Here is a 20,880-nt window from a genome sequence, read left to right as displayed (position 1 = left end):
AAAGGCGAGCTGAAGGAAAAGACGGGAAGGTCGGCGGAGATCGGTCGACCCCGAACGCGGCGCTAGATCACGCCGACGATCGTCAGCTTGCTTTCCAGCGTTTCCCGGTCAAACGGCTTCATCACATATTCGTCCGCGCCTGCCTCCACCGCGGCTTTGATATGGCCGATGCCGTTTTCCGTGGTGCAGAAGATGATCTTGGGCCGCGTGGCCAGATTGGCGTCCGGCAGCGCCTGGAGGAATTCCATGCCGCTCATCACCGGCATGTTCCAGTCCAGCAGGACCACATCCGGCACGGACGTTTCGCATTGCGTAAGGGCGTCGCGGCCGTCGACCGCCTCGCTCACCGAAAGGTCGAGCGATTCCAATATGTGGCGGGCAACCTTGCGGATGACCTTCGAATCATCGACGACCAGGCAGTTTTTCATAATGCGTCCTTTTTTTGCGTCCCATGGTCACAGGCCTTAACCGGCAAAGGCGAGGATTTGGTAAACGCCGGTGCGAGATCGTCATGCGGCCTGCGCGAGCGAGCCGCCCTCGATGAAGCCGCTCAGCGACACCAGCAGATAGGGCTGGCCCTCATGCTCCACCAGGCCGCGGGCATAGGGAGCCCAGGCGGGATCCAGCTGGCCGCGCAGCGGCAATTCGCCCTCCGGCACCTGGCAGATGTCGTGCACGGCATCGACCATCAGTCCATAGCTGTGGCCGCTGATGTCGGCGATGATCGCGAAACCGCGTTTTTCCGCGGGCGTCGGCAGCCCGCGCACCAGCGCGGCGGCGTCGATGACGGTCAGCACCCGGCTGCGCAGCGCGGAAAGGCCCGCGACATGCGCGCCCATGCCCGGCACCGGCGAGATGTCGGTCAGCTTGACCACCGCCTCGACCTCCCGGGTCTGGACGGCGATCCTCGTGCCCGCCAGCGTGGCGAAAAGGTAAAGCTGGTTCATGCGGCCATTCTCCCTTCCTACCGCTGCGATCCGGAGAGCGCGGCCATCAGCGCGTCCTGATCGTAACGATAGATGCTGCTGTCCTGCGGACCGGCGGGCCGGGGCGTGGCGCGCAGATGGACGATGCGGCAGCCCAGCAGTTCGCCGGCCTGCGACGCGTCCGATCCGGTGAACAGCACCACGTCCTGCGGGTCGACCGCTTCGTCGGCGGGCAGGCCCATCACCACCTCATGCCCGGCCTGTCGAAGCAGCGGCGCCAATATCTCGCGGGTCCAGCCATCCTCGCTGTCGGCCAGCAGGCAGCGGCCGCTGCTCCGCTCGGCGATCGGCTCGTCCGGCAGGGCGGCGAACAGGGCGAAGGGATTGATCACCTCCAGATGCTCGCCGTCGATCACCGCGACGCCGCTCAACAGGCCATGCATTGCGACCATGTCCGGCACGGCGGGCATTTCCACGATGTCGAGCACCGCGGCGACCGGATAGCAGGCCTCCCGCGCACCGTCGCGCAGGCGAAGCGCTGCGACCTTCTCCTCGGAAAAGGCGTGATGACCGTTGGCGACCGGCACCAGCCGTCCGTCCAGGCGCACGAAGCCGCAACCGCCCGACCGGCCGAACAGCCGGGCGTCGATGTCCTCGACCCGCTCGATCAGCGACAGCTTCAGCAATCGACGCTCGCCCGAATATTCCTCGAACCGCAAGGCGGGAACCATCTCGACGACGCCCTGCGCCTCCTCGCCCTCTCCGGCCCGACGCGCCGCATGATCGTCGACGATATTGGGCAGGCGCGCCGCATTGGCGAGGCCCGCCGCATCCAGCAACAGCATCGGCTTGCCATTGTCGGGCAGGGTCATGCCGGCATAGACGCCCGACGCCATCACCAGCGGCGATGCGGGACGGATCACGAGTTCCTCGTGATTTTCCACCGCCGACACGCCCATGGCGAACGGCACGCCGGTCGCGGAGCGCACGACCATCACGGCGCGCGGCCCCGGCTGCGCGACGCGCTCCATGCCCAGCACATCCTCCAGATCGATCATCGAATGGCGGACGGAACGGATCGTCGCGATCTTGGCGCCGCCCACCTGCGCGATGTTCAGCGTCTCATTGTTGTCGTGCAGGATTTCCACGACGGCGGCGCGGGGAATGGCGAAATGCAGGTCGCCGGCCCGCACGATCAATCCCGGAATGATGGTCAGCGTCAGCGGCACCCGAAGGGTGATGGTCAATCCGCAGCCGGGCCGGTTGTCGAGCGCGATGACGCCGCCGATCCGCTCCACATTGGCGCGCACCACGTCCATGCCGACGCCGCGCCCGGAAATGGCCGTGACCTGGTTGGCGGTCGAAAGGCCGGGGTGGAAGATCAGGTCGAGCTTCTCCGCCTCGCTCATCCGCGCCGCCGCTTCGGGCGTCAGGCGGCCCGCAGCAATAGCCTTGTCGACCAGCCGTCCGGTGTCGATCCCATGCCCGTCGTCGGAAATCTCTATGACGATCTGGTTGCCCGACTGGCGCGCCTCCAGCCGCAGCCGGCCCGCTTCGGGCTTGCCCAATGCGCGGCGCTTTTCCGGCGTCTCTATGCCATGGTCGATGCTGTTGCGGACGATATGGGTGAGCGGATCGACGACCATCTCGACCATTTCCCGGTCCATCTCGACATCGCCGCCCTCCAGGCTGAGGTCGATGCGCTTGCCCAGATCCCGGCCCAGGTCGCGCACCATGCGCGGGATGGCGGTGAACAGCCGGTCGACGCGTTGCATCCGCGTCTTGGAAATGGCGTCGCGCATGTCCGCCACGCAGGTCGACAGCCGTTCGAAGGCGCTCTCCAGCTCCGGATCGCCCGACCGTTCGCGCAGCTTGCGCGACAGCTCGTTGCGGGCCAGCACCATGTCGGACACGCCGTTCATCAACTGGTCGATCAGCGACAGCGGCAGGCGGATGGTGCGCGGCGCCGCCTGCCCGCCCGAAGCCCTCGCCACCGCGACGGCCGCCGTCAGTGACTCATTCTCATCCGGCCCGGCAACCTCCGCCGCGACCAGCCTGCCGGTCAGCGCGGCGATCAGATAATCGTCATTCTCCTGCGGCAGGGCGGCACCGATGGCCACCGCCTCCGCCAGTTCCGCGATGCGGTCCATGATGCCCAGAACGGCGCTGACTGTGGCCGGGTCGGCGATCCGCTTGCCCGCCCGGATTTCCGACAACACATCCTCGGCCGCGTGGCTCAGCCGTTCGAAGCGCGGCAGGTTCAGGAAGCCGCAGCTTCCCTTCACCGTATGGAAAAAGCGGAAAATGGCGTCCAGCCGGTCCCGGTCGGCGGGATCGGCTTCCCAGGCGACGACCTCTCCAGCCAGCGCCTCCAGCGTTTCCTGCGTTTCCGATATGAATTCCTGGAGTAGCTCGTCCATTCCACCGCCTCATGGATAGGCGCGGACCATGGCGCGGCTGTGGTTAAATCCCCGTTAAAGACAGCGACCGTGAAACCGCGAAAGGAAAAAGGGACGCCGCGACCGGCAGTCGCGACGCCCCTTGCGGCTCGATTAGCGGCGCTGAACCTGGAGCGCGATGCTCTATTGCGCCTCGCGCTTCTCAACCGAATCGCCCGCCTTCTCGCCAGCTTCGCGAGTGGCGTCCGCCTTGTTTTCCAGCGCGTCCGCGGCATTTTCGGCGGCGGCTTCGGCATTGCCGCTCAGATTATCGGCCATCGCTTCCATATTGTCGGCCTGGTTGTCGATGGCGTCCGCCTGATTCTCATACGCGTTCTCGACCTTGTTCTCCTGCTTGGAATCGCACGCAGCAAGCGCGATCAGGCTGGCAAGGCCAAGGACTGATACGATGGTTTTCACGGCGTTTTCTCCTGTTGCGCCCCCATGGGCTGACGTCATTCGGCAAGGGTGCCGGAAGCCCGGAACCCTGACGCCCATCAACTGGTCGCGCGAAGGATGGTTCCCGCCGCACGCTCCTTTCGTCGCGGAAACGACTTATTTTTTAAGGGAATCGCGGATTTCGCGCAGCAGCAGCACGTCCTCCGGCGTTGCGGCGGGGCCTTCCTCAGGCTTGGGCATCAGCTTGTTCACCGCCTTGACCAGCAGGAAGATGATGAAGGCCAGGATCAGGAAATTGACGAACACGGTCAGGAATTCGCCCCAGCCGAACATGGCGACATTGGCCGCTTTCAAGTCGGCATAGCTGTCCGGATTCCCCTTGAACCCGGCGGGAATCTCGCCCAGCCGGATGAAATAGCCGGAAAAATCGGCGCCCCCGAAAATATAGCCGACGACCGGCATGATGAGGTCATCCGTCAGCGACTTGGTGATGGTGGCGAAAGCCCCGCCGATGATCACGCCCACGGCCAGATCCATGACGTTGCCGCGATTGATGAAAGTCTTGAATTCGGAAATCAGCCCCATGGGGAACCCCTTGTCCTGATAGCGATATTGACAGCATGAGCCGTTGCGAAGGCTTCGACAACCGCCTATTTCCTCACACGAAACAAAGCCTGAGGATGTTCCATGACGATCCTGCGCCAGTTCCGCCTGTTCCTTCTGCCGCTGATGGGCGCCTTTGCGCTCAGCGCCTGCGGCATCAACAGCGTCCCCGCCGCCGAGGAGGTCGCCAAGGCCAAATGGGCCGACGTGCAGGCGCAATATCAACGCCGCGCCAATCTGGTCGGCAATCTCGTCGCCACGGTGAAGGCCGCTGGCAAGCAGGAGCAGGACACGCTGGTCAGGGTGACGGAGGCCCGCGCCAGGGCGACCTCCGTCCAGGTCAATGCCGATGATCTGTCCGATCCCGCCAAGGTGCAGCAGTTCCAGCAGGCCCAGGCGCAACTGAGCCAGGGGCTGGGCCGCCTGCTCGCCTCGGTCGAAGCCTATCCGGACCTCAAGGCCAATCAGAATTTCCTCGACCTCCAGTCGCAACTGGAAGGGACGGAGAACCGCATCGCCGTCGCCATCCGCGACTATAATGAAGCGGTGCGCGCCTATAATACTCGCATCCGCACCTTCCCCGACGCGATCGGCGCGAAGATCATCCATGGCGCCAAGCCGATGACCCCGTTCCAGGCCACCACGCCCGGCGCGGAAGAAGCGCCGAAGGTCGATTTCGGCAACTGATCCGGTGATGCTCCGCCGCCTGTTCCTGATCCTCGCGCTGCTGGTTTTCATGCCCGCGGCGGGAGTGACGGGAATCGCGCCTTCCGCACAGGCCCAGACCTTCCCCAAGCTGACCGGCCGGGTGGTGGACGACGCCGCCCTGCTCTCCTCGCAACAGGAACAGGCGCTGACCGACAAGCTCGCGGCGCTGGAACGGCAGAGCGGACGGCAATTGGTGGTAGCGACCCTGCCCGACCTTCAGGGCTATGACATATCCGATTATGGCTACCGGCTCGGCCGCGCCTGGGGGATCGGCGACAAGGAAAAGAATGAGGGCGCGCTGCTGATCGTCGCACCTAACGAACGCAAGGTGCGGATCGAGGTCGGCTACGGCCTGGAAGGCATCATGACCGACGCCCTGTCGTCCCAGATCATCCGCAACGCCATCACGCCCCGGTTCAAGGCGGGCGACTTGCCCGGCGGCATCGATGCGGGCGTGGACGCGATCGGCAAGCTGCTGACCCTGCCGCCGGACGAGGCCAGGGCGCTTGCGGCGCAGGCCGAGGCAAAGGCGCGCGACGCGTCGGACGATGGCGGGACATTCATGGCGATATTCTGGCTCATCATCGTCGCGATCATCGTCATCGCCATGCTTTCCGGACGGGGCAAGGGGCGACGCTATCGGGGTGGATCGGGACCGATCATCCTCTGGGGACCGGGCGATTCCGGCTGGGGCGGCGGCGGTGGATCGGGCTGGGGCGGTGGCGGCTGGGGCGGCGGTGGCGGCGGCTTTTCCGGCGGCGGCGGCAGCTTCGGCGGCGGCGGCGCTTCGGGGGACTGGTGATGCGCCTGATCATGAACGAAGCCGATCACGACCGCGTGACCGCTGCCGTGGCCGAAGCGGAGAAAGCGACCGATGGCGAAATCGTCACCATCGTCGCCCGCCGGTCGGACGCCTATCATGACGCCGGGCTGCACTGGGCCATCGGCGCGGCGTTCCTGGCCCTGTCAGCGGCGGCGGCATTCCCGCAGCATTTCCGCCGCCTCTGTTCCTGGTTGCTGCAAAGCTGGGAGCATGAGATCGAGGATTGGAAGCTGTTGACGGTCCTGCTGGGCCTGCTGATCCTCAAATTCCTCGTCGTCCGCTACGCGCTCGCCTGGATGCCGCTGCGCATGGCCCTGACCCCGAAAGCCACCAAGGCCCGCCGCGTGCGCCGCCGCGCCATCACCCTGTTCCGCGCCGTCGCCCAGGGGCGCACGCGGGGTCGGACCGGCGTGCTCATCTACCTCTCGCTGGACGAACATCGGGCGGAACTGGTCGCGGATGCGGCGATCAACGAAAGGGTCGCGCCAGAGGTCTGGGGCGAGGCCATGGCGGCGCTGATCGACGGCGTGCGCGAAGGCCGCGCCGCCCAAGGCATGGCGGAGGCGGTGCGGCAGGTCGGCCGCGTATTGGCCGAGCATTTCCCGGCAACCGGCGACAATCCCAATGAACTGCCCGACAGGTTGATCGAATTATGAGCGAACAGGACGGAACCTCCCCCGAGGAGATCATGTGGGAGGGCCGCTTCATCACCGCCAAGCGGCAGGGCCGCTGGGAATATGTCGGCCGGGCGCGAGGCATCCGCGCCGCCGTCATCCTGGCCGTGGATGAGGCTGCGGATGGCCGGCATGTGCTGCTGGTCGACCAATATCGCGTGCCGCTGGGCCGCCGCTGCATCGAACTGCCCGCCGGGCTGGTGGGCGACCAGGACGAGGGCGAGGAAGCCATGCTCGCCGCCGCCCGCGAACTGGAGGAGGAGACCGGCTACCGACCCGGCCGGCTGGAAAATCTGGGCGAATATTACAGTTCGCCGGGCATGGTTTCGGAGAGCTTCAGCCTGTTCCGCGCCCACGACCTCATGAAAATCGGCGAAGGCGGCGGCGTGGAGGGCGAGGACATACGGGTCCACCGCGTGCCGCTGAACGCCATCAACGACAGGATCGCGGCATGGCGGATGGACGGTTTCGCAATCGACGTGAAATTGCTGCTGCTGCTGGGCGCCGGATTCGCGAACTGAGGCCGTGGCCAAGCGTTTGGGCAGCGATTCCCCGCGTTGAAAATCAAAGACTGCCGAAGCCGGGCGCTTCTCCACGCGCATTGCCGTCGATGCGGATCGGGCGCCTCCAGCCGATCCGGGGCCGCTTGCGCAGGCGGAGGGTAGGCCAGTCGCCCCGGTCCGCTCGCTCGGCCAGGCGCATCCCCTGGGCGCGATAGGCGGCGAGCACCGCATCGGCCTGTTCCCGGAGCAGCCCAGCAAGCAGGATGATGCCGCCTTCCTCCACCAGCGCGCAAAGCGACGGGGCGAGTTCGATCAGCGGACCGGCCAGGATATTGGCGATCAGCAGGTCATAGGGCGCGCGCGTCGCAATCGCCGGGTGATCCGCGCCGGCGGCGGTGTAGAGCGCAAGCTGCCCCTGCCCCTTGCCCGTCGCAACGCCGTTGGCCACGGCGTTGGCGGCGCTGATCTCGACCGCCACGGGGTCGATGTCCGACGCGGTCGCATAGGCCCGCGGCCAAAGGTGCAGCGCGGCGAAGGCAAGCAGGCCGGTGCCCGTGCCGATGTCCGCGACATTGCCGAAACGCATGCCGACGCGCCGCATGCGGTCGAGCATGATCAGGCAGCCCGCCGTGGTTTCATGCTGGCCCGTGCCGAAGGCGCGGCTCGCCTCGATTAGGAAATTGACGTGGCCGGGCGCCGCAGGATCGCCGGCCAGGTTGCGGACGTGGAAGCGACCGGCGGTGACGGGTTCCAGCCCCTGCTGGCTCAACGTCACCCAATCCTCATCGGGCAATTGCTCGATCACCGGCTTGATGCCGGCGGCGCTGGGGACGAGCGAGCGGAGCAGCCGGATCGCGGCGGGGCCGGGCTGGCCTTCGAAATAGGCGTCCAGCCGCCAGCTCTGCTCATTATCAGGCTCCGCTTCGCTGGTCATCAGCACGGGCGGCCGATCCATCAGGGCAAAGGCGGCGATGTCGCCATCCAGCGCCTCGGCCTCGGCGCGGGTGCAGGGGAAGGTCACTTTCCAGCTTTGCGCCTTGGCTTCGGCGGGCGCGGAGGGAAGGGTTAGATCGTTCATGACGCCGCCTTTAAACCTTTGGCGAATGGAGGGGAAGCGGCCACTTCAACTACGGATGCGGGCCTTTTTTGCGGGGGCACCGCTCGCGAAAGGAGCAGCAGCGGGGAGCAGGCACGGCTTGCGCGGCCGCTGTCGGCCATTGCGCATCGCGTCAGGCGTCCGCCCACCGCCGCAGAAGATTATGATACACGCCCGTCAAGCGGATGACCTGCGCATCGTCATGCCCCAGTTCGCCCGCCAGCGCCTGAACGCTGCTGTCCAGATCGAACAGCATCTGCCGCGCCGCGTCGTCCCGCACCATGGACTGGAGCCAGAAGAAGCTCGCCACGCGCCGTCCCCGCGTCACCGGCTCCACCCTGTGCAGCGACGATGACGGATAGAGCACCGCATGACCCGCGGGCAGCTTCACCTGCTGCACGCCGAAATTGGTCTCGACCGTCAGTTCGCCGCCGTCATAACGATCGGGTTCTTCCAGGAAGACGGTGATCGACAGGTCGGACCGCACGCGAAAGCCCGTGCCCGCCTGGATCCGCACTGCATTGTCGACATGGGTGCCGAAGGCCTGCCCGCCCGCATAGCTGTTGAACAGCGGCGGAAATATCTTCAGCGGCAGCGCGGCGGCGATGAACAGGGGCGAGCGGCGGAGGCCGTCGAGCACGATCTGCCCCGCCTGCTTCGCTTCGGCGCAATCCTCCGGCAGTTGCAGGTTGCGCTTGGCCAGCGCCGATTGATGGCCGGAGGTGACATTGCCGTCCACCCACTGCGCGGCGTCGATCAGGTCGCGCAGGCGACGCACCGCATCGGCATCCAGCAATTCGGGAATGACGGTCAGCATGGCGATGAGCGGAAACAGGCCATGTCCATCATTCCGTCCCGCTGCGCAGGACGAAGGGAATCTCGACCACGCCCTTGACCCGGACGGCCTGGCCGTCGCGCATCACGGGCCTCCAGCGCCAGCCGCGCACCGCGTCGCGCGCCGCATTGTCCAGCCGGGGAAAACCGCTGCTCCGGGCGATGGACAGGCTCTCCACCGCGCCGTCCAGACCCAGCGTCAGCGCGAGGACGACCGTCCCCTGCTCGCGCTTGCGACGGCTTTCCACCGGATAGCGGGGCGGCTTGCCGGCGATCATCTGCGCGCCCAGGTCGCCGCCCTGGACGACGCTCGATCCCATGGATGCTGCGGGCGGCGCGGGCGGCGCGGAAACCGTGACGGGGGGAGCAGGCGGCGCAGGAGGCGCGATGTCCGGCGTGGTCGCCACTGTCGGCGCCGGCGGCTGGGGCAACTTCACCAATGGCGGCGGGGCGACGACCTCGGCCTGCGGGGGCGGGGGCGGCGCCTCCGCGGAAGGGGGCGGGGGCGGAGGCGGCATGAGGTTCACGACCGAGAGGCGCGCCTCCCGCACGCGCTGCACATGATGCCGGGCCTGGACGAGCGCGGCGATCAGGACGGCATGAAGCAGGACGATGACAAGGACCGCCGGGTAGTTCAGTCCGCGCCGCGCGCCATAACGGGCCGGAGCAGCTTCAGGGCGGAAGGGGGCGCTGGGGATGGAAGGCGGGGCGGCGGGCGGCGCGACGATAGCGTCATCCTCCACCTCTTCAACAAATCTATCCGCTACGCGAAGCATGCCAGATCCCCTTTGCCGCCGTGCAGGCGAAGCCCGTCCATAACGCGAATCCTAATGCTACTCAATCGCATCTTTGCGAAGGGACCGGACGGGCGGCGACCCGAGGAGGATAGGAGTGCATCGCCGCCCGCCCGTTTCCCCCGGCAAGGGACGAGTGCCGGGGGATAGGGATCGGTCAGAACATATAGTTGAGGCTGAACACCGCCGACCGGGTCGGGGCGGGCTGCGCCCAGCTATTATTGGTGTTGTTGCGCACCGTGGTCACATATTTCTCATTGGTGAAGTTCTGCACATTCACCTGCGCCGTCAGATTCTCCGTGATCGGGTAGGAGGCCATGAAGCGGTGGATGGTGTAGCTCGGCACGCGATAACCGACATAGCTGTTGGCGACCAGTTGGGCGAGCGACGGCTGGTTCAGCAGGAAGCTGCCCTGATAGGTCAGGCCATAGCCCAGTTCCAGGCCGAAGCCGAAGCGGTAGGTCGTGAACAGGCTGCCCGAATGCTTCGGGGTATTGGTCAGCGAGTAACCGGCCGTCGGATCAAGGAAGGTCGTGCTGTTGGCGCATGTGCCGGCGGCCGGGTCGGTCGCGCCCGGATGGGCGAGGCAATAGTCGGAAACCCCCTGCTTGATCTTGCTCTTGAGGTACATGTAATTGGCCGAAATCGTCCAGTTGCTGGTGATGTTGCCCGACGCGCCGAAGGACACGCCCTCCACCCGCTGGTGGCCGTCCGTTGCCTGATCGGGCAGGAGCGGATCGCCCGACACCACCTTGATCTGATTGCGGTCGTTGCGGAACAGCGCCAGGGTCAGCAGCAATTGCTTGTCGAACAGGTCGGCCTTGGCGCCGATCTCGTAATTCTTCGTGGTTTCGGGCCTGACATTGCAGGTGCCGCTGCCGCCCGCGACATTGTCCGCGGTGCAGCTTCCGTCGACCGACGATTTGGACGGCAGCTTGGAGTTGCCGAAAGCGACATAAAGGCTGGTGTCCGGCGTCGGCTTCACGACCGCGCCGACGCGGAAGGAGAAGAGATTGTCGTCCACCTCCAGGCGATTGCCCACCGTGCTGATCTGGCCAAGCTGCGCCGAGCCGCCGGTCGTGTTGTAGGTGAAGGTGCGGTTGAAGCCCTTGACCTTCTCATAACGGATGCCGCCGTTGATCTCGAACCAGTCGGTGAACTTCATCGTGTCGAACAGATAGGCGGCGTAGCTGGTCTGCTCCCCGACATTATGCGTGCCGAGGATGAAGTTGACGGGACCGACATAATTGTTGCTGCCATAGACGCGGGGCAGGCCGGTAGTGGCGGCCGGGCCGACGATGCCCGCAGACGGATCGGCGATGTTCACCAGCGGCAGGTAGAAACCAAGGCTGGCGGCGGCATTATAGGCCGGATTGGCGGCGCTGGCGCCAGTGGTCGGCGTGGTGAAGGGCGCGGCATAGGGATCGAAGCCGTTGGCGGTACGGCCCAGGCTGCCCTGCAACTGGTCGTAGCGCTCCCACAGGGCCGAGCCGCCGACGACCAGCGTATGGCCGATGCCCCCGGTGTCGAAATCGGCGCTGAGGTCGATCTGGTTATAGGCGGTTTCATTGGTGATGAAGCGCTGGTTGCCGCGACCGCCGATCGGCAGGTAATAGCCGACCGGGATGGTGAGCGTCTCGCCGGCGGCGGTGGTGCCGATGCGCTGGGTGCAAGCGCCGCCGGTATCGGGATTGAAGCCGCTCGCCGTGCCGTTGTCGAGGCAGAAGACGCCGTTCGGCTGGCTGGTCACCGTGTCCTGGCGGATATGTTCGTAACGCGTCAGGTTGCGGACCTTGACCGTGTCGCTGAAGGCATGGCTGAATATCGCCTGCAACGACTTGGTCTTGCTGTCCTGACGGTCGAGATTGGCGAAGCCGTAATAGCCCGAACGGTCGAACTGGTCCACGATGCCGCCCAGAGCCGGGAAGTAGCGGATGCCATATTGCGGCATCGCCTTGTCGTCGAGATATTCGCCCTGCAGCGTCAGGCTGGTCGGGCTGTCGATGCCGATGGTGATCGCGGGCGCAACGCCCCAGCGCTCATAGTCCTCGACATCGCGGCCCGGCACGTCGTTGCGATGATAGACGGCATTGAGGCGAACGGCGATCAGGTCGTTGACGCGCTTGTTCGCATCGATAGTCGCGCGATAATAATTGTCCGTGCCGATCCCGGCGTTGAGGATCGTGTTGTCGTCGGCCAGCGGACGCTTCGTCACCAGGTTGATCGTCCCGGCGACGGAACCGCCGCCGTTCATCACCGAATTGGCGCCATTGGTGACTTCGACCTGTTCGATATTATAGACTTCGTTGCGGTTCAGGAACGCGCCGGACCGCACGCCGTCGACCGTGACGTCGTTCTTCGCGTCCTGCCCGCGCAGGATGATGCGATCGCCATAGCCGAAGCCGCCCTCCCCCGCGCCGAAGGTGATGCCGGGAACGGTCGACAGCACTTCGCGCAGCGTCAGCAGGTTCTGCTGCCGGATGGTTTCCTTGCCGATCACGGTGATGGTCTGCGGCGTATCGAGCAACGGCCGGGTATATTTGGGCGATTCAGCCTTCTCGACCTTGATCGGAGATTCGTCGATCGCCGTGTCGGTGACCGTCATTCCGCCGAGCTTGGCGCCCTGCGCGGCGTCCTGCGCCTGGGCGGATGTGGCGAAGGCGATCGCGCCGACGCAACCCAGCGCCAGGAAGGAAGGTCGTGACAGTGCTTTGGACATGGAAAAAGAACCCCTTTCTTGAACCTTGAGGGGCCTGCTATTGCGACTTGTTCGCAGAGTCAACGCTATTGCGACTAATTATTATTTTATGATCGTATAGCGCCGACGAAAAGCCAGCATCTTATCGCGCTCGCCAGATTGGGCGGCGCGGCCGTCGCCATGCGCGCCACGTCGATGCGCGCGATCAGGGCGTTGATCGGCAAGCCCTCCCGCGCGGCGGCCGCGCGGAGGGCTTGCCAGAATATCGGTTCAAGGCTGATCGCGGTCTGATGGCCCGCAATCGTCACGCTGCGCTTGACCGGCGGAGCGAAGGGCGATGCCGCCGGCGCCGAAGCGTCATGGGAAGGCCCCTCGCCTGCCATCAGTACATGTGCTGGCCGCCATTGATCGACAGCGTGCTGCCGGTCACGAAGCCGCCATCCTCGCTGCAGAAGAAGGCGACGCCGCGCGCGATTTCATCGGCATGGCCCAGGCGACCGACCGGAATCTTGGCGACGATCTTTTCCAGCACGGCGGGGGGAACGGCGGCGACCATGTCGGTGTCGATATAGCCCGGCGCGATGGCGTTGACGGTAACGCCATATTTCGCGCCTTCCTGCGCCAGCGCCTTGGTGAAACCGTGAATGCCGGACTTGGCGGCGGCATAGTTGACCTGGCCATATTGGCCCGCCTGCCCGTTGATCGATCCGATATTGACGAAACGGCCCCAGCCGCGCTCCCGCATTCCGCCGAAGGTCGCCTTCGCCATGTTGAAGCAGCCGCCAAGGTTGATGCGCATCACCTCGTTCCAGTCGTCGAAGCTCATCTTCGCCAGCACGCCGTCGCGCGTGATGCCTGCATTGTTGACCACCACGTCGATCGGCCCCAGGGCTTCGACCACCTGCGCGCAGCCGTCCAGGCAGGCCTGGTGATCGCCCACGTCCCATTTGAACGACGCTATGCCGGTCTTCTCGGAAAAGGCCTGCGCCTTGGCGTCGTTGCCGGCATAGTTTGCGGCGACCGCGAACCCCATGTCCTTGAGCGCCAGGCTGATTGCCTCGCCAATTCCACGTGTTCCGCCCGTGACGACTGCAACCTTGCTCATGATGGCTCTCCTCAAAGAAAAATGACGGGACGAAACTTACCTCTCCAGCCAACCGGCCAGTTCGCGACGGGCCAGACTCTCATACAGATTCATAGCGTCCTGAGACGCGTTCAAACAACTCAAATGGACAAAATTATTACCGCCGGAAGCGATAAAATCCTCCTTGCCGCGAATGGCGATTTCCTCCAGGGTTTCCAGGCAGTCCGCCGAGAATCCGGGAGTGAGGACAGCAATGTTCCGGACATTTTCGGATGGCAGTTGCCGCAGCACCGCATCGGTCGCCGGACCCAGCCATTTCGCCGGGCCGAAACGCGATTGGAACGTGACCCGCACCTCCCGCCCCAGCGCCTCGCCCAGCAGGCGCGCGCTTTCGACGCACTGATCGCGATAAGGATCGCCCAATTGCCGCGTCCTCTCCGGCATGCCGTGGAAGCTGGCGATCAGCAGGTCCGGCGCGAAGTCCAGCGCGTCCAATTGCGCCTGCGTCGATGCGCGCAGCGCCTCTATATAGGCGGGATCGGCATGATAGGGCGGCAGGGTGCGGATCGCCGGTTGCGCCCGCATCCTGCCCAGCGCGGCATAGGCGGCGTCCAGCGCGGTCGCCGTCGTCGCCGCGCAATATTGGGGATAGAGCGGCGCCAGCAATATGCGGTCGCACCCCGCCGCGATCATCGCCGCCAGCCGCGTGCCGATGGCCGGATTGCCGTAGCGCATGGCCCAGTCGACCATCACCTCGGGGCCCAGCCTGTCCTGCAATCCCCGCGCCGTGTCGCGGGTGTAGACGGCGAGCGGCGACCCGTCCTTCATCCACACCTGCCGATAGGCATGGGCCGATTTCTTCGGCCGGGTCAGCAGGATCGGGCCGCGCAGGATCGGCTGCCACAGGAGTTGCGGTATCTCCACCACGCGGGGATCGGACAGGAATTCGGCCAGATAGCGCCGCACCGACGCCGGGTCCGGCCCGTCCGGCGTGCCCAGATTGATGACCAGCAGGCCGACCTTGCCCAAGTCCCTCATCCTTCCATCAGCAGGGGCAGGCTGCGGAACCGCCGCCCGGTGGTGGTGAACAGGGCATTGGCCACCGCGGGCGCGACCACGGGCGCGCCCAGGTCGGTGAGGCCAGCGGGCGGCGCGGTGCTGCGGATCAGTTCGACGGTCACGTCCCCCACATCGCCCAGCCGAGGCAGGCCCATCCGGCCCAATATCGCCCGTGTCGGCATGCCCTTCGCATAGGGGACGGACGCCCCCATGGCGAATGCCAGGCCGTGGATCAGGCCGCTTTCCACCTGTTGCCGGGCGATGTCGGGATTGACCTGTTCCCCGCCGTCGACGGCGGCGACGATCCGCGAGACCTGGAGCTTGCCCTCGTCCACGCCCGCCTCCACCATGACAGCGATGAAGGCGCCGTTCATCACATGCGCCGCCAGCCCCTGCCCGCTTCCCTCTATGCCGCCCTGCCAGCCGCCCATGGCGCCCACGGTGGTCAGGCAATGCGCCAGCCGGGGATTGCCGCCCAGCATCTGGATACGAAAGGACATCGCCTCCATCTGCGCCTGGTGGGCCAGTTCGTCCATGAAACTTTCGGTGAAGAACGCCCCGTGCAGATTCGCATTGCCGCGCGCGAAGCCCAGCGGCAGGCCGACATCGGCGGGGAAATGGTCGACAGCCCAGTTGGGCACCGAATAAGGCAAATCCATGCCCGCCACCGCCAGCCGGGTGGAGGTGCCCGATGCATCGGCGCTTGCTTCGTGCGGCAGCTTGCCATGGGCGATGCGCGCCCATGTCTGGGTCAGGGCGGAGGGGGCGGCGACCTTCGCGGACCAGCCCTCTACCGCGCCGTTGCGGCCCAGCTTGCCAGCCATGCGCGCATGGGCGGGGGCGCTGGGTCGGTCCTGGATCACATCCTCCAGCCGGGACCAGAGCAGTTGCACTGGCCGCCCCATCTCGCGGGAGAGGAGCGCGGCCTGCACCCCTGCCTCGAAATCCATGCGGCGGCCATGGCCCCCGCCGGCATGCAGCGGATAGAGCGTCACTGCCTCCGCCGGCAGGTCCAGCGCCCTGGCGATGGCGGCGCGGGCCAGGCCGGGCGCCTGCGTCGCCATCCACACCTCCGCGCCGTCCTCGCCGATCCGGGCGGTGGCGCACATCGGCTCCATCGCCAGATGCAGGCCCGGCCGCACCCGATATTCGCTGGCGAGGACGGTCGCATCCTCGAACAGCGATTGCGGATCGCCCCGCGCATAGAGCCGCTCGCCCGAGGAGTCGGCAAAGGCCTGCTCCAGCGCCGCCTCGATACCGGCGCTGCCCACCGGCGTGCCGGAAAGCGCGAAGACGGGGTCGGCCAGATCCAGCGCCTTGTTCGCCGCCCACCAGTTGCTGGCGACCGCCGCGACCCAGCGTTCCCGCCGCACCAGCTTCAGGAAGCCGGTGACGGATTTCGCCGCGCCCTCATTGACGCTTTTCAGGACGGCGTCCCCGATCGGACCCTGCCGGATGGAAGCGAAGACCATGTCGGGCAGGCGGATGTCGGCGGCGAAATTATGACTGCCGTCGATCTTGGACGGGGTGTCGAGCCGGGGAAGATCCTGCCCCGCCAGCCGGTCCACCTCCGCCTGGCGGAAAGGCAATATATCGGGCAGGTCGAATGTCGCGGCATCCTCCACCACTTCGCCCAGTTTCAGCGTGCGCTTTCCGCCGTCGGAGACGATGCCGTCCTTGATGTCGCAGCTTTCCCACGCCACGTCCCATCGCGCCGCCGCCGCCTTGCACAGCAGCACCCGCGCCGCCGCGCCCGCCTCCCGATAGGCCTGGTGGAACATCGGGACCGAGGTGCCAGCCCCGGTCAGCATCAGGGCGCGGCGGATGGCATATTGATCAATGGTCCATTCGCCCGCATCGCCTGCCAGCCTGCTCCAGTCATTGACCAGCCATTGGCGGGCGAGCAGGATATTGGCGTAGAGCGGGCCGATGGGCGCGCTCTGCACGCCTATGGTGCGCCAGTCGGCGCCCAGCTCGTCAGCCAAGATCTGCGGCAGGAGCGTCGAGACCCCCTGCCCCATCTCCGTCTGCGGCACGACGACGATGACCTGTCCCGCCCGGTCGATCTTGAGGAAGGCGTTGAAGGCGGTTTCGCCCGGCGCGGTGTTGAGGTTGGCGCGGTAGGCGCGGGGCCAGACCGCCCATGCCAGCAGCAGGCCCGCCGTCGCGCCGCCGCCGACCAGCAGCGCGCGCCGGTTCAAGCCCCTTTCCGTCTGCTGACCCTGCTTCCGCGGTGCGCGCCCCATGAGACCGCTGATAAAGAGGCGCGGAAGCTCTGGAAAGCCCTATTGCGAGCCGACCGGCTCAAGCCGGAGGCGGCGTATCTCTATCGCGGGGCAGCGGTCCATGACGACCTTCAATCCTGCCGCCTCGGCGCGGGCGGCGGCGGCTTCGTTCACCACGGCCAACTGCATCCAGACCGCCTTCGCGCCCGCCGCTATGGCGTCGTCCACCGCTTCGCCCGCCGCCTCGCTGCGGCGGAAGATGTCGACCATGTCGATGGGCACGCCGATGTCGGACAGTCTGGCCCAGACGAACTCGCCATGCACATGCTCGCCCGCAATCTGCGGATTGACCGGCAGCACGCGATAGCCATGGTCCTGAAGGGTCTTCATCACGCCATAGCTTGGCCGATCGGGCCGGTCGGAGATGCCGACAAGAGCGATGGTGCGGGTTTCGTTCAGCAGATCGGCGATATCCTGATCGGCGGTAAGCGGCATGGGGCGGTCCTTCCTGTTGCTGGGACATGGGAAGGACGCGGGAGGGGCGCAAGCCGTTCCATCGACATGATGGCGCGGGGTGCGTGCAGGGGTGGCTGGACCCTACGCCCCTTCCTCCGTCATGCTGAAACGAGTTCAGCATGACGATTGGGGGATGGGCTGTCCTGCTGTTCGGTCGTGCAGCCTTGCCGCCAACCCCGTCATCCCAGCGGAGGCTGGGATCTCAGGCGATAGGGCGCGGCTTAGCCTCACGAGATCCCAGCTTTCGCTGGGATGACGAGAGAATAGGCTGGGATAGGGAAGAAGAGGCTGGGGTGACGAAAGGCGGGATGGGGAAGAATTTCAGCGCCCGTCCCGCAACCATGCGGCCACCTTCTCCGCAATGGCGCGGAAGGGCGCGCCGTGCGCGTCGTCGCCCGCTGCCGGGGGATCGCCAGCGTCGGACCGGCGGCGAATGTCGATGGCGAGCGGTATCCGGCCGAGGAAGGGCATGCCCATCTCCCCGGCGGCGGCTTCCGCGCCGCCCTGGCCGAAGGGGTCCGACAGTTCGCCGCAATGGGGGCAGGCATAGCCCGCCATATTCTCCACCAGCCCGATCATCGGCACCTGCGTCTGTTCGAACAGGCTGACGGCGCGGGTGGCGTCGATCAGCGCCAGGTCCTGCGGCGTGGAGACGATGACGGCGCCGACCGGCTTGTGCTTCTGCACCATCGACAATTGCACGTCCCCGGTGCCCGGCGGCATGTCGACGACCAGCAGTTCCATGTCGCCCCAATCGGCCTCGATCAACTGGGCCAGAGCATTGCCCGCCATCGGTCCGCGCCAGGCCAGCGCCTTGCCCGGCTCCACCAGATGCCCCATGGACAGCATCGGAACGCCGAAGGGGCTTTGCACCGGAATGAGCTGCTTGTCCCTGGCCTGCGGCTTCCTGTCCTCGCTGCCCATCAGCCGCGCCTGCGACGGGCCGTAAATGTCCGCGTCGACCAGCCCGACCTTCACCCCCAGCCTTTGCAGCGCGACGGCGAGATTGGCCGACAGGGTCGATTTGCCCACCCCGCCCTTGCCCGACGCGACGGCGACGATCTTCAACGGCTTGCGCTCGGCGGTCATGGCGATGCGCACGTCGTCGACGCCCGGCACGGTCAGCGCGCCTTCGCGGATCGCGGCGGCCACGGCGTCGCGCTGCTCCGGCGACAGGCCCGCCACGTCCAGCGCCAGCGACATCACCCCGTCCTTGAGGCGCGGCGCGCTGGCGCGGCCGTCGGTCAGCGTTTTCAGGCGGGCGGCGAAATCTTCGAGCTGGGTCATGGCAGGCCATCTAGGGACTTTCCCCATCCGGCGAAACCGGCAGGGGGCCGTTTTTCTTGGCCGCCGACATCATTCGAAACAATAATCGTTGCGAAGGGCACTGTTTTTCGCCGGAGAGCCTACCTATAGAGGGGGCATGAAGAGATTTTTCGGGTGGATGCCGGGCATAGCGAGCGCCATGGCCCAGGGTCCGTGGGGCGGCAAGAGCGACGGGCCGGACGGCAATGACGGCCAGGGCAGGGACGGCGACGGCAAGGGGAGCGACGGACCGCGCAACCCCTGGACCCAGCCGGGCCGCCCCGGCGCCAAGGGCCCTTCCGCGATCGAGGAACTGCTCCGCCGCAGCAAGGAGAGCTTCGGCCAGGGCGGGGGCGGCTTCGGCAATCTGCCGCCGCGCCCCTCCGGCAAGGCGCTGTGGCCGGCCGCCATCGGCATATTGGTGGTGCTGTGGCTGGTCCTGACCTGCTTCCACCGCGTCGGCCCGCAGGAGCGCGGCGTCGTCACCCTGCTCGGCAAGTACAGCCGCACCCTCTCCCCCGGCATCAGCCTGACGCTGCCCGCCCCGCTGGAAAATGTGACGACCGTCGATGTCGAGGAAATCCGCACCATCGACATCGGATCGACGCGGGCGGAGAGCGAGAATCTGGTGCTGACCGGCGACCAGAACATCATCGACCTCGCTTATTCGGTGCGTTGGAACATCCGCAGCCCGGAACTTTACCTGTTCCAGCTTTCCGACCCTGACTCCTCGGTGCGCGAAGTCGCCGAAAGCGCGATGCGCTCGGTCGTCGCCAGCGTCAGCCTGGAGGATGCGCTGGGCGCGGGCCGCACGGAGATCGAGCAGCAGGTCGAGCAGCGGATGCAGGAGATATTGGACGGCTACAGGTCGGGCATCCGCGTGCAGGGCGTCGCCATCAAGCAGGCCGATCCCCCAACCGCCGTCAACGACGCGTTCAAGGCGGTGTCCGCGGCGCAGCAGACCGCCCAGACCTATCTCAACGAAGCCCGCGCCGCCGCGCAGCAGGTGACGGCGAAGGCGCAGGGCGAGGCCGCCGCCTTCGACAAGGTCTATGAGCAGTACAGGCTGTCGCCCGACGTCACCCGCCGCCGCATGTATTATGAAACCATGGAGGGTGTTCTGTCGAACGTCGACAAGACCATCGTCGAGGGCGGCAATGTCACGCCTTACCTGCCCCTTCCCGAACTCAGGCGCAGGGCACAGGGCGGCGCGCCGCAGGGCAGCGCGACCGTGGAGGGCCAGTGATGCAGAGCCTTGTCCGCCATCCCGTCGCGCTGGCGCTGCTGGCCATCGCCGCGCTGCTGCTGGTCGGCAGCACCATCGCCATCGTGCCCGAAACCAAGCAGGGCGTGATCGTGCGCTTCGGCGATCCCAAAAAGATCATCAACCGATACCGCCCGAACGAGGATTTCGGCAAGACCGGCGCGGGCGTCATCCTGCGCTGGCCGTTCATCGACCAGATCGTCTGGATCGACAAGCGCGTCCTGTCGGTGGAAATGGAGCGGCAGCAGGTGCTGTCCACCGACCAGCTACGCTTGCAGGTCGACGCCTTCGCCCGTTACCGCATCGTCGATCCGCTGCGCATGTACATCGCGGCGGGCAGCGAGGAGCGGGTGTCGGACGCGCTCCGCCCGATCCTGGGTTCCGCGCTGCGCAACGAACTGGGCAAGCGGCCCTTCGCGGCGCTGCTCTCCCCCGAGCGGGGCCAAGTGATGGACAATATAGAGGCCGGCCTGAACCGCGTCGCCCGCCAATATGGCGCGCAGATCGTCGACGTGCGCATCAAGCGGGCCGACCTGCCCGACGGCGCGCCGCTGGAAAGCGCGTTCACCCGGATGCGGACGGCGCGGGAGCAGGAGGCGCTCACCATCCGCGCCCAGGGGGCCAAGCAGGCGCAGATCATCCGCGCCGAAGCGGACGCCAACGCCGCCCGCATCTATTCGGACAGCTTCGGCAAGGATGCGCAATTCTACGATTTCTATCGCGCCATGCAGGCCTATCGCTATACGTTCGCCCCGGATCGGCAGGGGTCGACCGCCATGGTCCTCTCCCGCGACAATGATTTCCTGAAACAGTTTCAGGGGCGTTGATTTCATTACGGAACCCGCGTCATTCAATGAGGGTTAAGACTAGACGGCGCATCCCGCTCATCGCAGAGTCCCGCCTTTCCTTCGCCAAGTTCATGAGAGGACCG

At 66.2% G+C, this 20,880-nt stretch carries 21 protein-coding genes; 6 read left to right on the top strand and 15 right to left on the bottom strand.

What is annotated here, in order from left to right:
* Positions 1-62: 62 nt before the first annotated feature.
* The 5 genes from L286_RS39180 to mscL all read right to left on the bottom strand — a co-directional run bounded on the left by L286_RS39180 (position 63) and on the right by mscL (position 4,348).
* Positions 63-428: a response regulator gene (locus tag L286_RS39180; protein WP_007687112.1), complete on the bottom strand. Its 366-nt coding sequence runs from the start codon at positions 426-428 to the stop codon at positions 63-65.
* Between the two features lie 81 nt (positions 429-509).
* Positions 510-947, bottom strand: a complete 438-nt coding sequence (locus tag L286_RS39175; RefSeq protein WP_013039509.1) for a chemotaxis protein CheW — start codon at positions 945-947, stop codon at positions 510-512.
* Between the two features lie 17 nt (positions 948-964).
* Positions 965-3,346 (bottom strand): chemotaxis protein CheA, encoded by a 2,382-nt coding sequence (locus tag L286_RS39170; protein ID WP_007687108.1) that lies wholly within the window; start codon positions 3,344-3,346, stop codon positions 965-967.
* A 162-nt stretch (positions 3,347-3,508) separates the two neighbouring features.
* Positions 3,509-3,784, bottom strand: a complete 276-nt coding sequence (locus L286_RS39165) for a hypothetical protein (RefSeq protein WP_007687106.1) — start codon at positions 3,782-3,784, stop codon at positions 3,509-3,511.
* A 135-nt stretch (positions 3,785-3,919) separates the two neighbouring features.
* A complete protein-coding gene (gene mscL / locus L286_RS39160) occupies positions 3,920-4,348 on the bottom strand; it encodes a large conductance mechanosensitive channel protein MscL (protein WP_020819077.1) in 429 nt (142 codons plus the stop codon).
* Between the two features lie 102 nt (positions 4,349-4,450).
* On the opposite strand from mscL, the gene L286_RS39155 reads away from it, so the two are divergent.
* From L286_RS39155 to L286_RS39140, 4 genes are read left to right on the top strand one after another with little or no spacing between them, the layout of a single operon-like run.
* The gene (locus tag L286_RS39155; protein ID WP_020819078.1) at positions 4,451-5,053 is read left to right on the top strand and encodes a LemA family protein; all 603 of its coding nucleotides are present in this window, start codon (positions 4,451-4,453) and stop codon (positions 5,051-5,053) included.
* A 7-nt stretch (positions 5,054-5,060) separates the two neighbouring features.
* Positions 5,061-5,876 (top strand): TPM domain-containing protein, encoded by an 816-nt coding sequence (locus L286_RS39150; protein ID WP_020819079.1) that lies wholly within the window; start codon positions 5,061-5,063, stop codon positions 5,874-5,876.
* Positions 5,876-6,553 carry a TPM domain-containing protein gene (locus L286_RS39145; RefSeq protein WP_020819080.1) on the top strand — a complete coding sequence of 226 codons (678 nt, stop codon included), beginning with the start codon at positions 5,876-5,878 and terminating at the stop codon, positions 6,551-6,553. Before L286_RS39150 ends, L286_RS39145 begins: the two co-directional genes overlap by 1 nt.
* Entirely contained in the window at positions 6,550-7,092 is a 543-nt protein-coding gene (locus tag L286_RS39140) for an NUDIX hydrolase (protein ID WP_020819081.1), read from the top strand. Before L286_RS39145 ends, L286_RS39140 begins: the two co-directional genes overlap by 4 nt.
* Before the next feature lie 43 nt (positions 7,093-7,135).
* Here L286_RS39140 and L286_RS39135 read toward each other — a convergent pair whose 3' ends face one another.
* From L286_RS39135 to L286_RS39090, 10 genes are all read right to left on the bottom strand, one after another.
* On the bottom strand, positions 7,136-8,152 hold the full coding sequence (locus tag L286_RS39135; RefSeq protein WP_020819082.1) for a 50S ribosomal protein L11 methyltransferase: 1,017 nt from the start codon (positions 8,150-8,152) through the stop codon (positions 7,136-7,138).
* A gap of 151 nt (positions 8,153-8,303) precedes the next feature.
* Positions 8,304-8,987 carry a Fe2+-dependent dioxygenase gene (locus tag L286_RS39130; protein WP_007687096.1) on the bottom strand — a complete coding sequence of 228 codons (684 nt, stop codon included), beginning with the start codon at positions 8,985-8,987 and terminating at the stop codon, positions 8,304-8,306.
* A gap of 28 nt (positions 8,988-9,015) precedes the next feature.
* Positions 9,016-9,780: an energy transducer TonB gene (locus tag L286_RS39125; protein WP_020819083.1), complete on the bottom strand. Its 765-nt coding sequence runs from the start codon at positions 9,778-9,780 to the stop codon at positions 9,016-9,018.
* A gap of 175 nt (positions 9,781-9,955) precedes the next feature.
* Complete coding sequence (locus L286_RS39120; RefSeq protein ID WP_020819084.1) at positions 9,956-12,517, bottom strand: TonB-dependent receptor; 2,562 nt, start codon at positions 12,515-12,517, stop codon at positions 9,956-9,958.
* A gap of 86 nt (positions 12,518-12,603) precedes the next feature.
* A complete protein-coding gene (locus L286_RS39115; RefSeq protein ID WP_020819085.1) occupies positions 12,604-12,879 on the bottom strand; it encodes a ribbon-helix-helix domain-containing protein in 276 nt (91 codons plus the stop codon).
* The gene (gene phbB / locus L286_RS39110) at positions 12,879-13,601 is read right to left on the bottom strand and encodes an acetoacetyl-CoA reductase (protein ID WP_007687090.1); all 723 of its coding nucleotides are present in this window, start codon (positions 13,599-13,601) and stop codon (positions 12,879-12,881) included. Before phbB ends, L286_RS39115 begins: the two co-directional genes overlap by 1 nt.
* 36 nt (positions 13,602-13,637) lie before the next feature.
* Entirely contained in the window at positions 13,638-14,618 is a 981-nt protein-coding gene (gene hemH, locus L286_RS39105; protein WP_021223661.1) for a ferrochelatase, read from the bottom strand.
* Positions 14,615-16,885, bottom strand: coding sequence for a molybdopterin cofactor-binding domain-containing protein (locus L286_RS39100; protein WP_021223660.1), 2,271 nt, complete (start codon positions 16,883-16,885; stop codon positions 14,615-14,617). Before L286_RS39100 ends, hemH begins: the two co-directional genes overlap by 4 nt.
* A 39-nt stretch (positions 16,886-16,924) precedes the next feature.
* A complete protein-coding gene (locus L286_RS39095; protein WP_013039495.1) occupies positions 16,925-17,359 on the bottom strand; it encodes a CoA-binding protein in 435 nt (144 codons plus the stop codon).
* Between the two features lie 342 nt (positions 17,360-17,701).
* Entirely contained in the window at positions 17,702-18,469 is a 768-nt protein-coding gene (locus L286_RS39090) for an Mrp/NBP35 family ATP-binding protein (RefSeq protein WP_235181698.1), read from the bottom strand.
* A 334-nt stretch (positions 18,470-18,803) separates the two neighbouring features.
* On the opposite strand from L286_RS39090, the gene hflK reads away from it, so the two are divergent.
* Complete coding sequence (gene hflK / locus L286_RS39085) at positions 18,804-19,931, top strand: FtsH protease activity modulator HflK (protein WP_021223659.1); 1,128 nt, start codon at positions 18,804-18,806, stop codon at positions 19,929-19,931.
* The gene (hflC, locus tag L286_RS39080) at positions 19,931-20,776 is read left to right on the top strand and encodes a protease modulator HflC (RefSeq protein ID WP_007687078.1); all 846 of its coding nucleotides are present in this window, start codon (positions 19,931-19,933) and stop codon (positions 20,774-20,776) included. The genes hflK and hflC overlap by 1 nt, the downstream gene beginning before the upstream one ends.
* The last annotated feature ends 104 nt before the right edge of the window (positions 20,777-20,880 follow it).

The organism is Sphingobium sp. HDIP04 (assembly GCF_000445085.1).
Taxonomy (GTDB): domain Bacteria; phylum Pseudomonadota; class Alphaproteobacteria; order Sphingomonadales; family Sphingomonadaceae; genus Sphingobium; species Sphingobium indicum.
The sequence above is the reverse complement of the archived record's forward strand: the minus strand, read 5'-3'. Positions and strand labels throughout refer to the sequence as shown.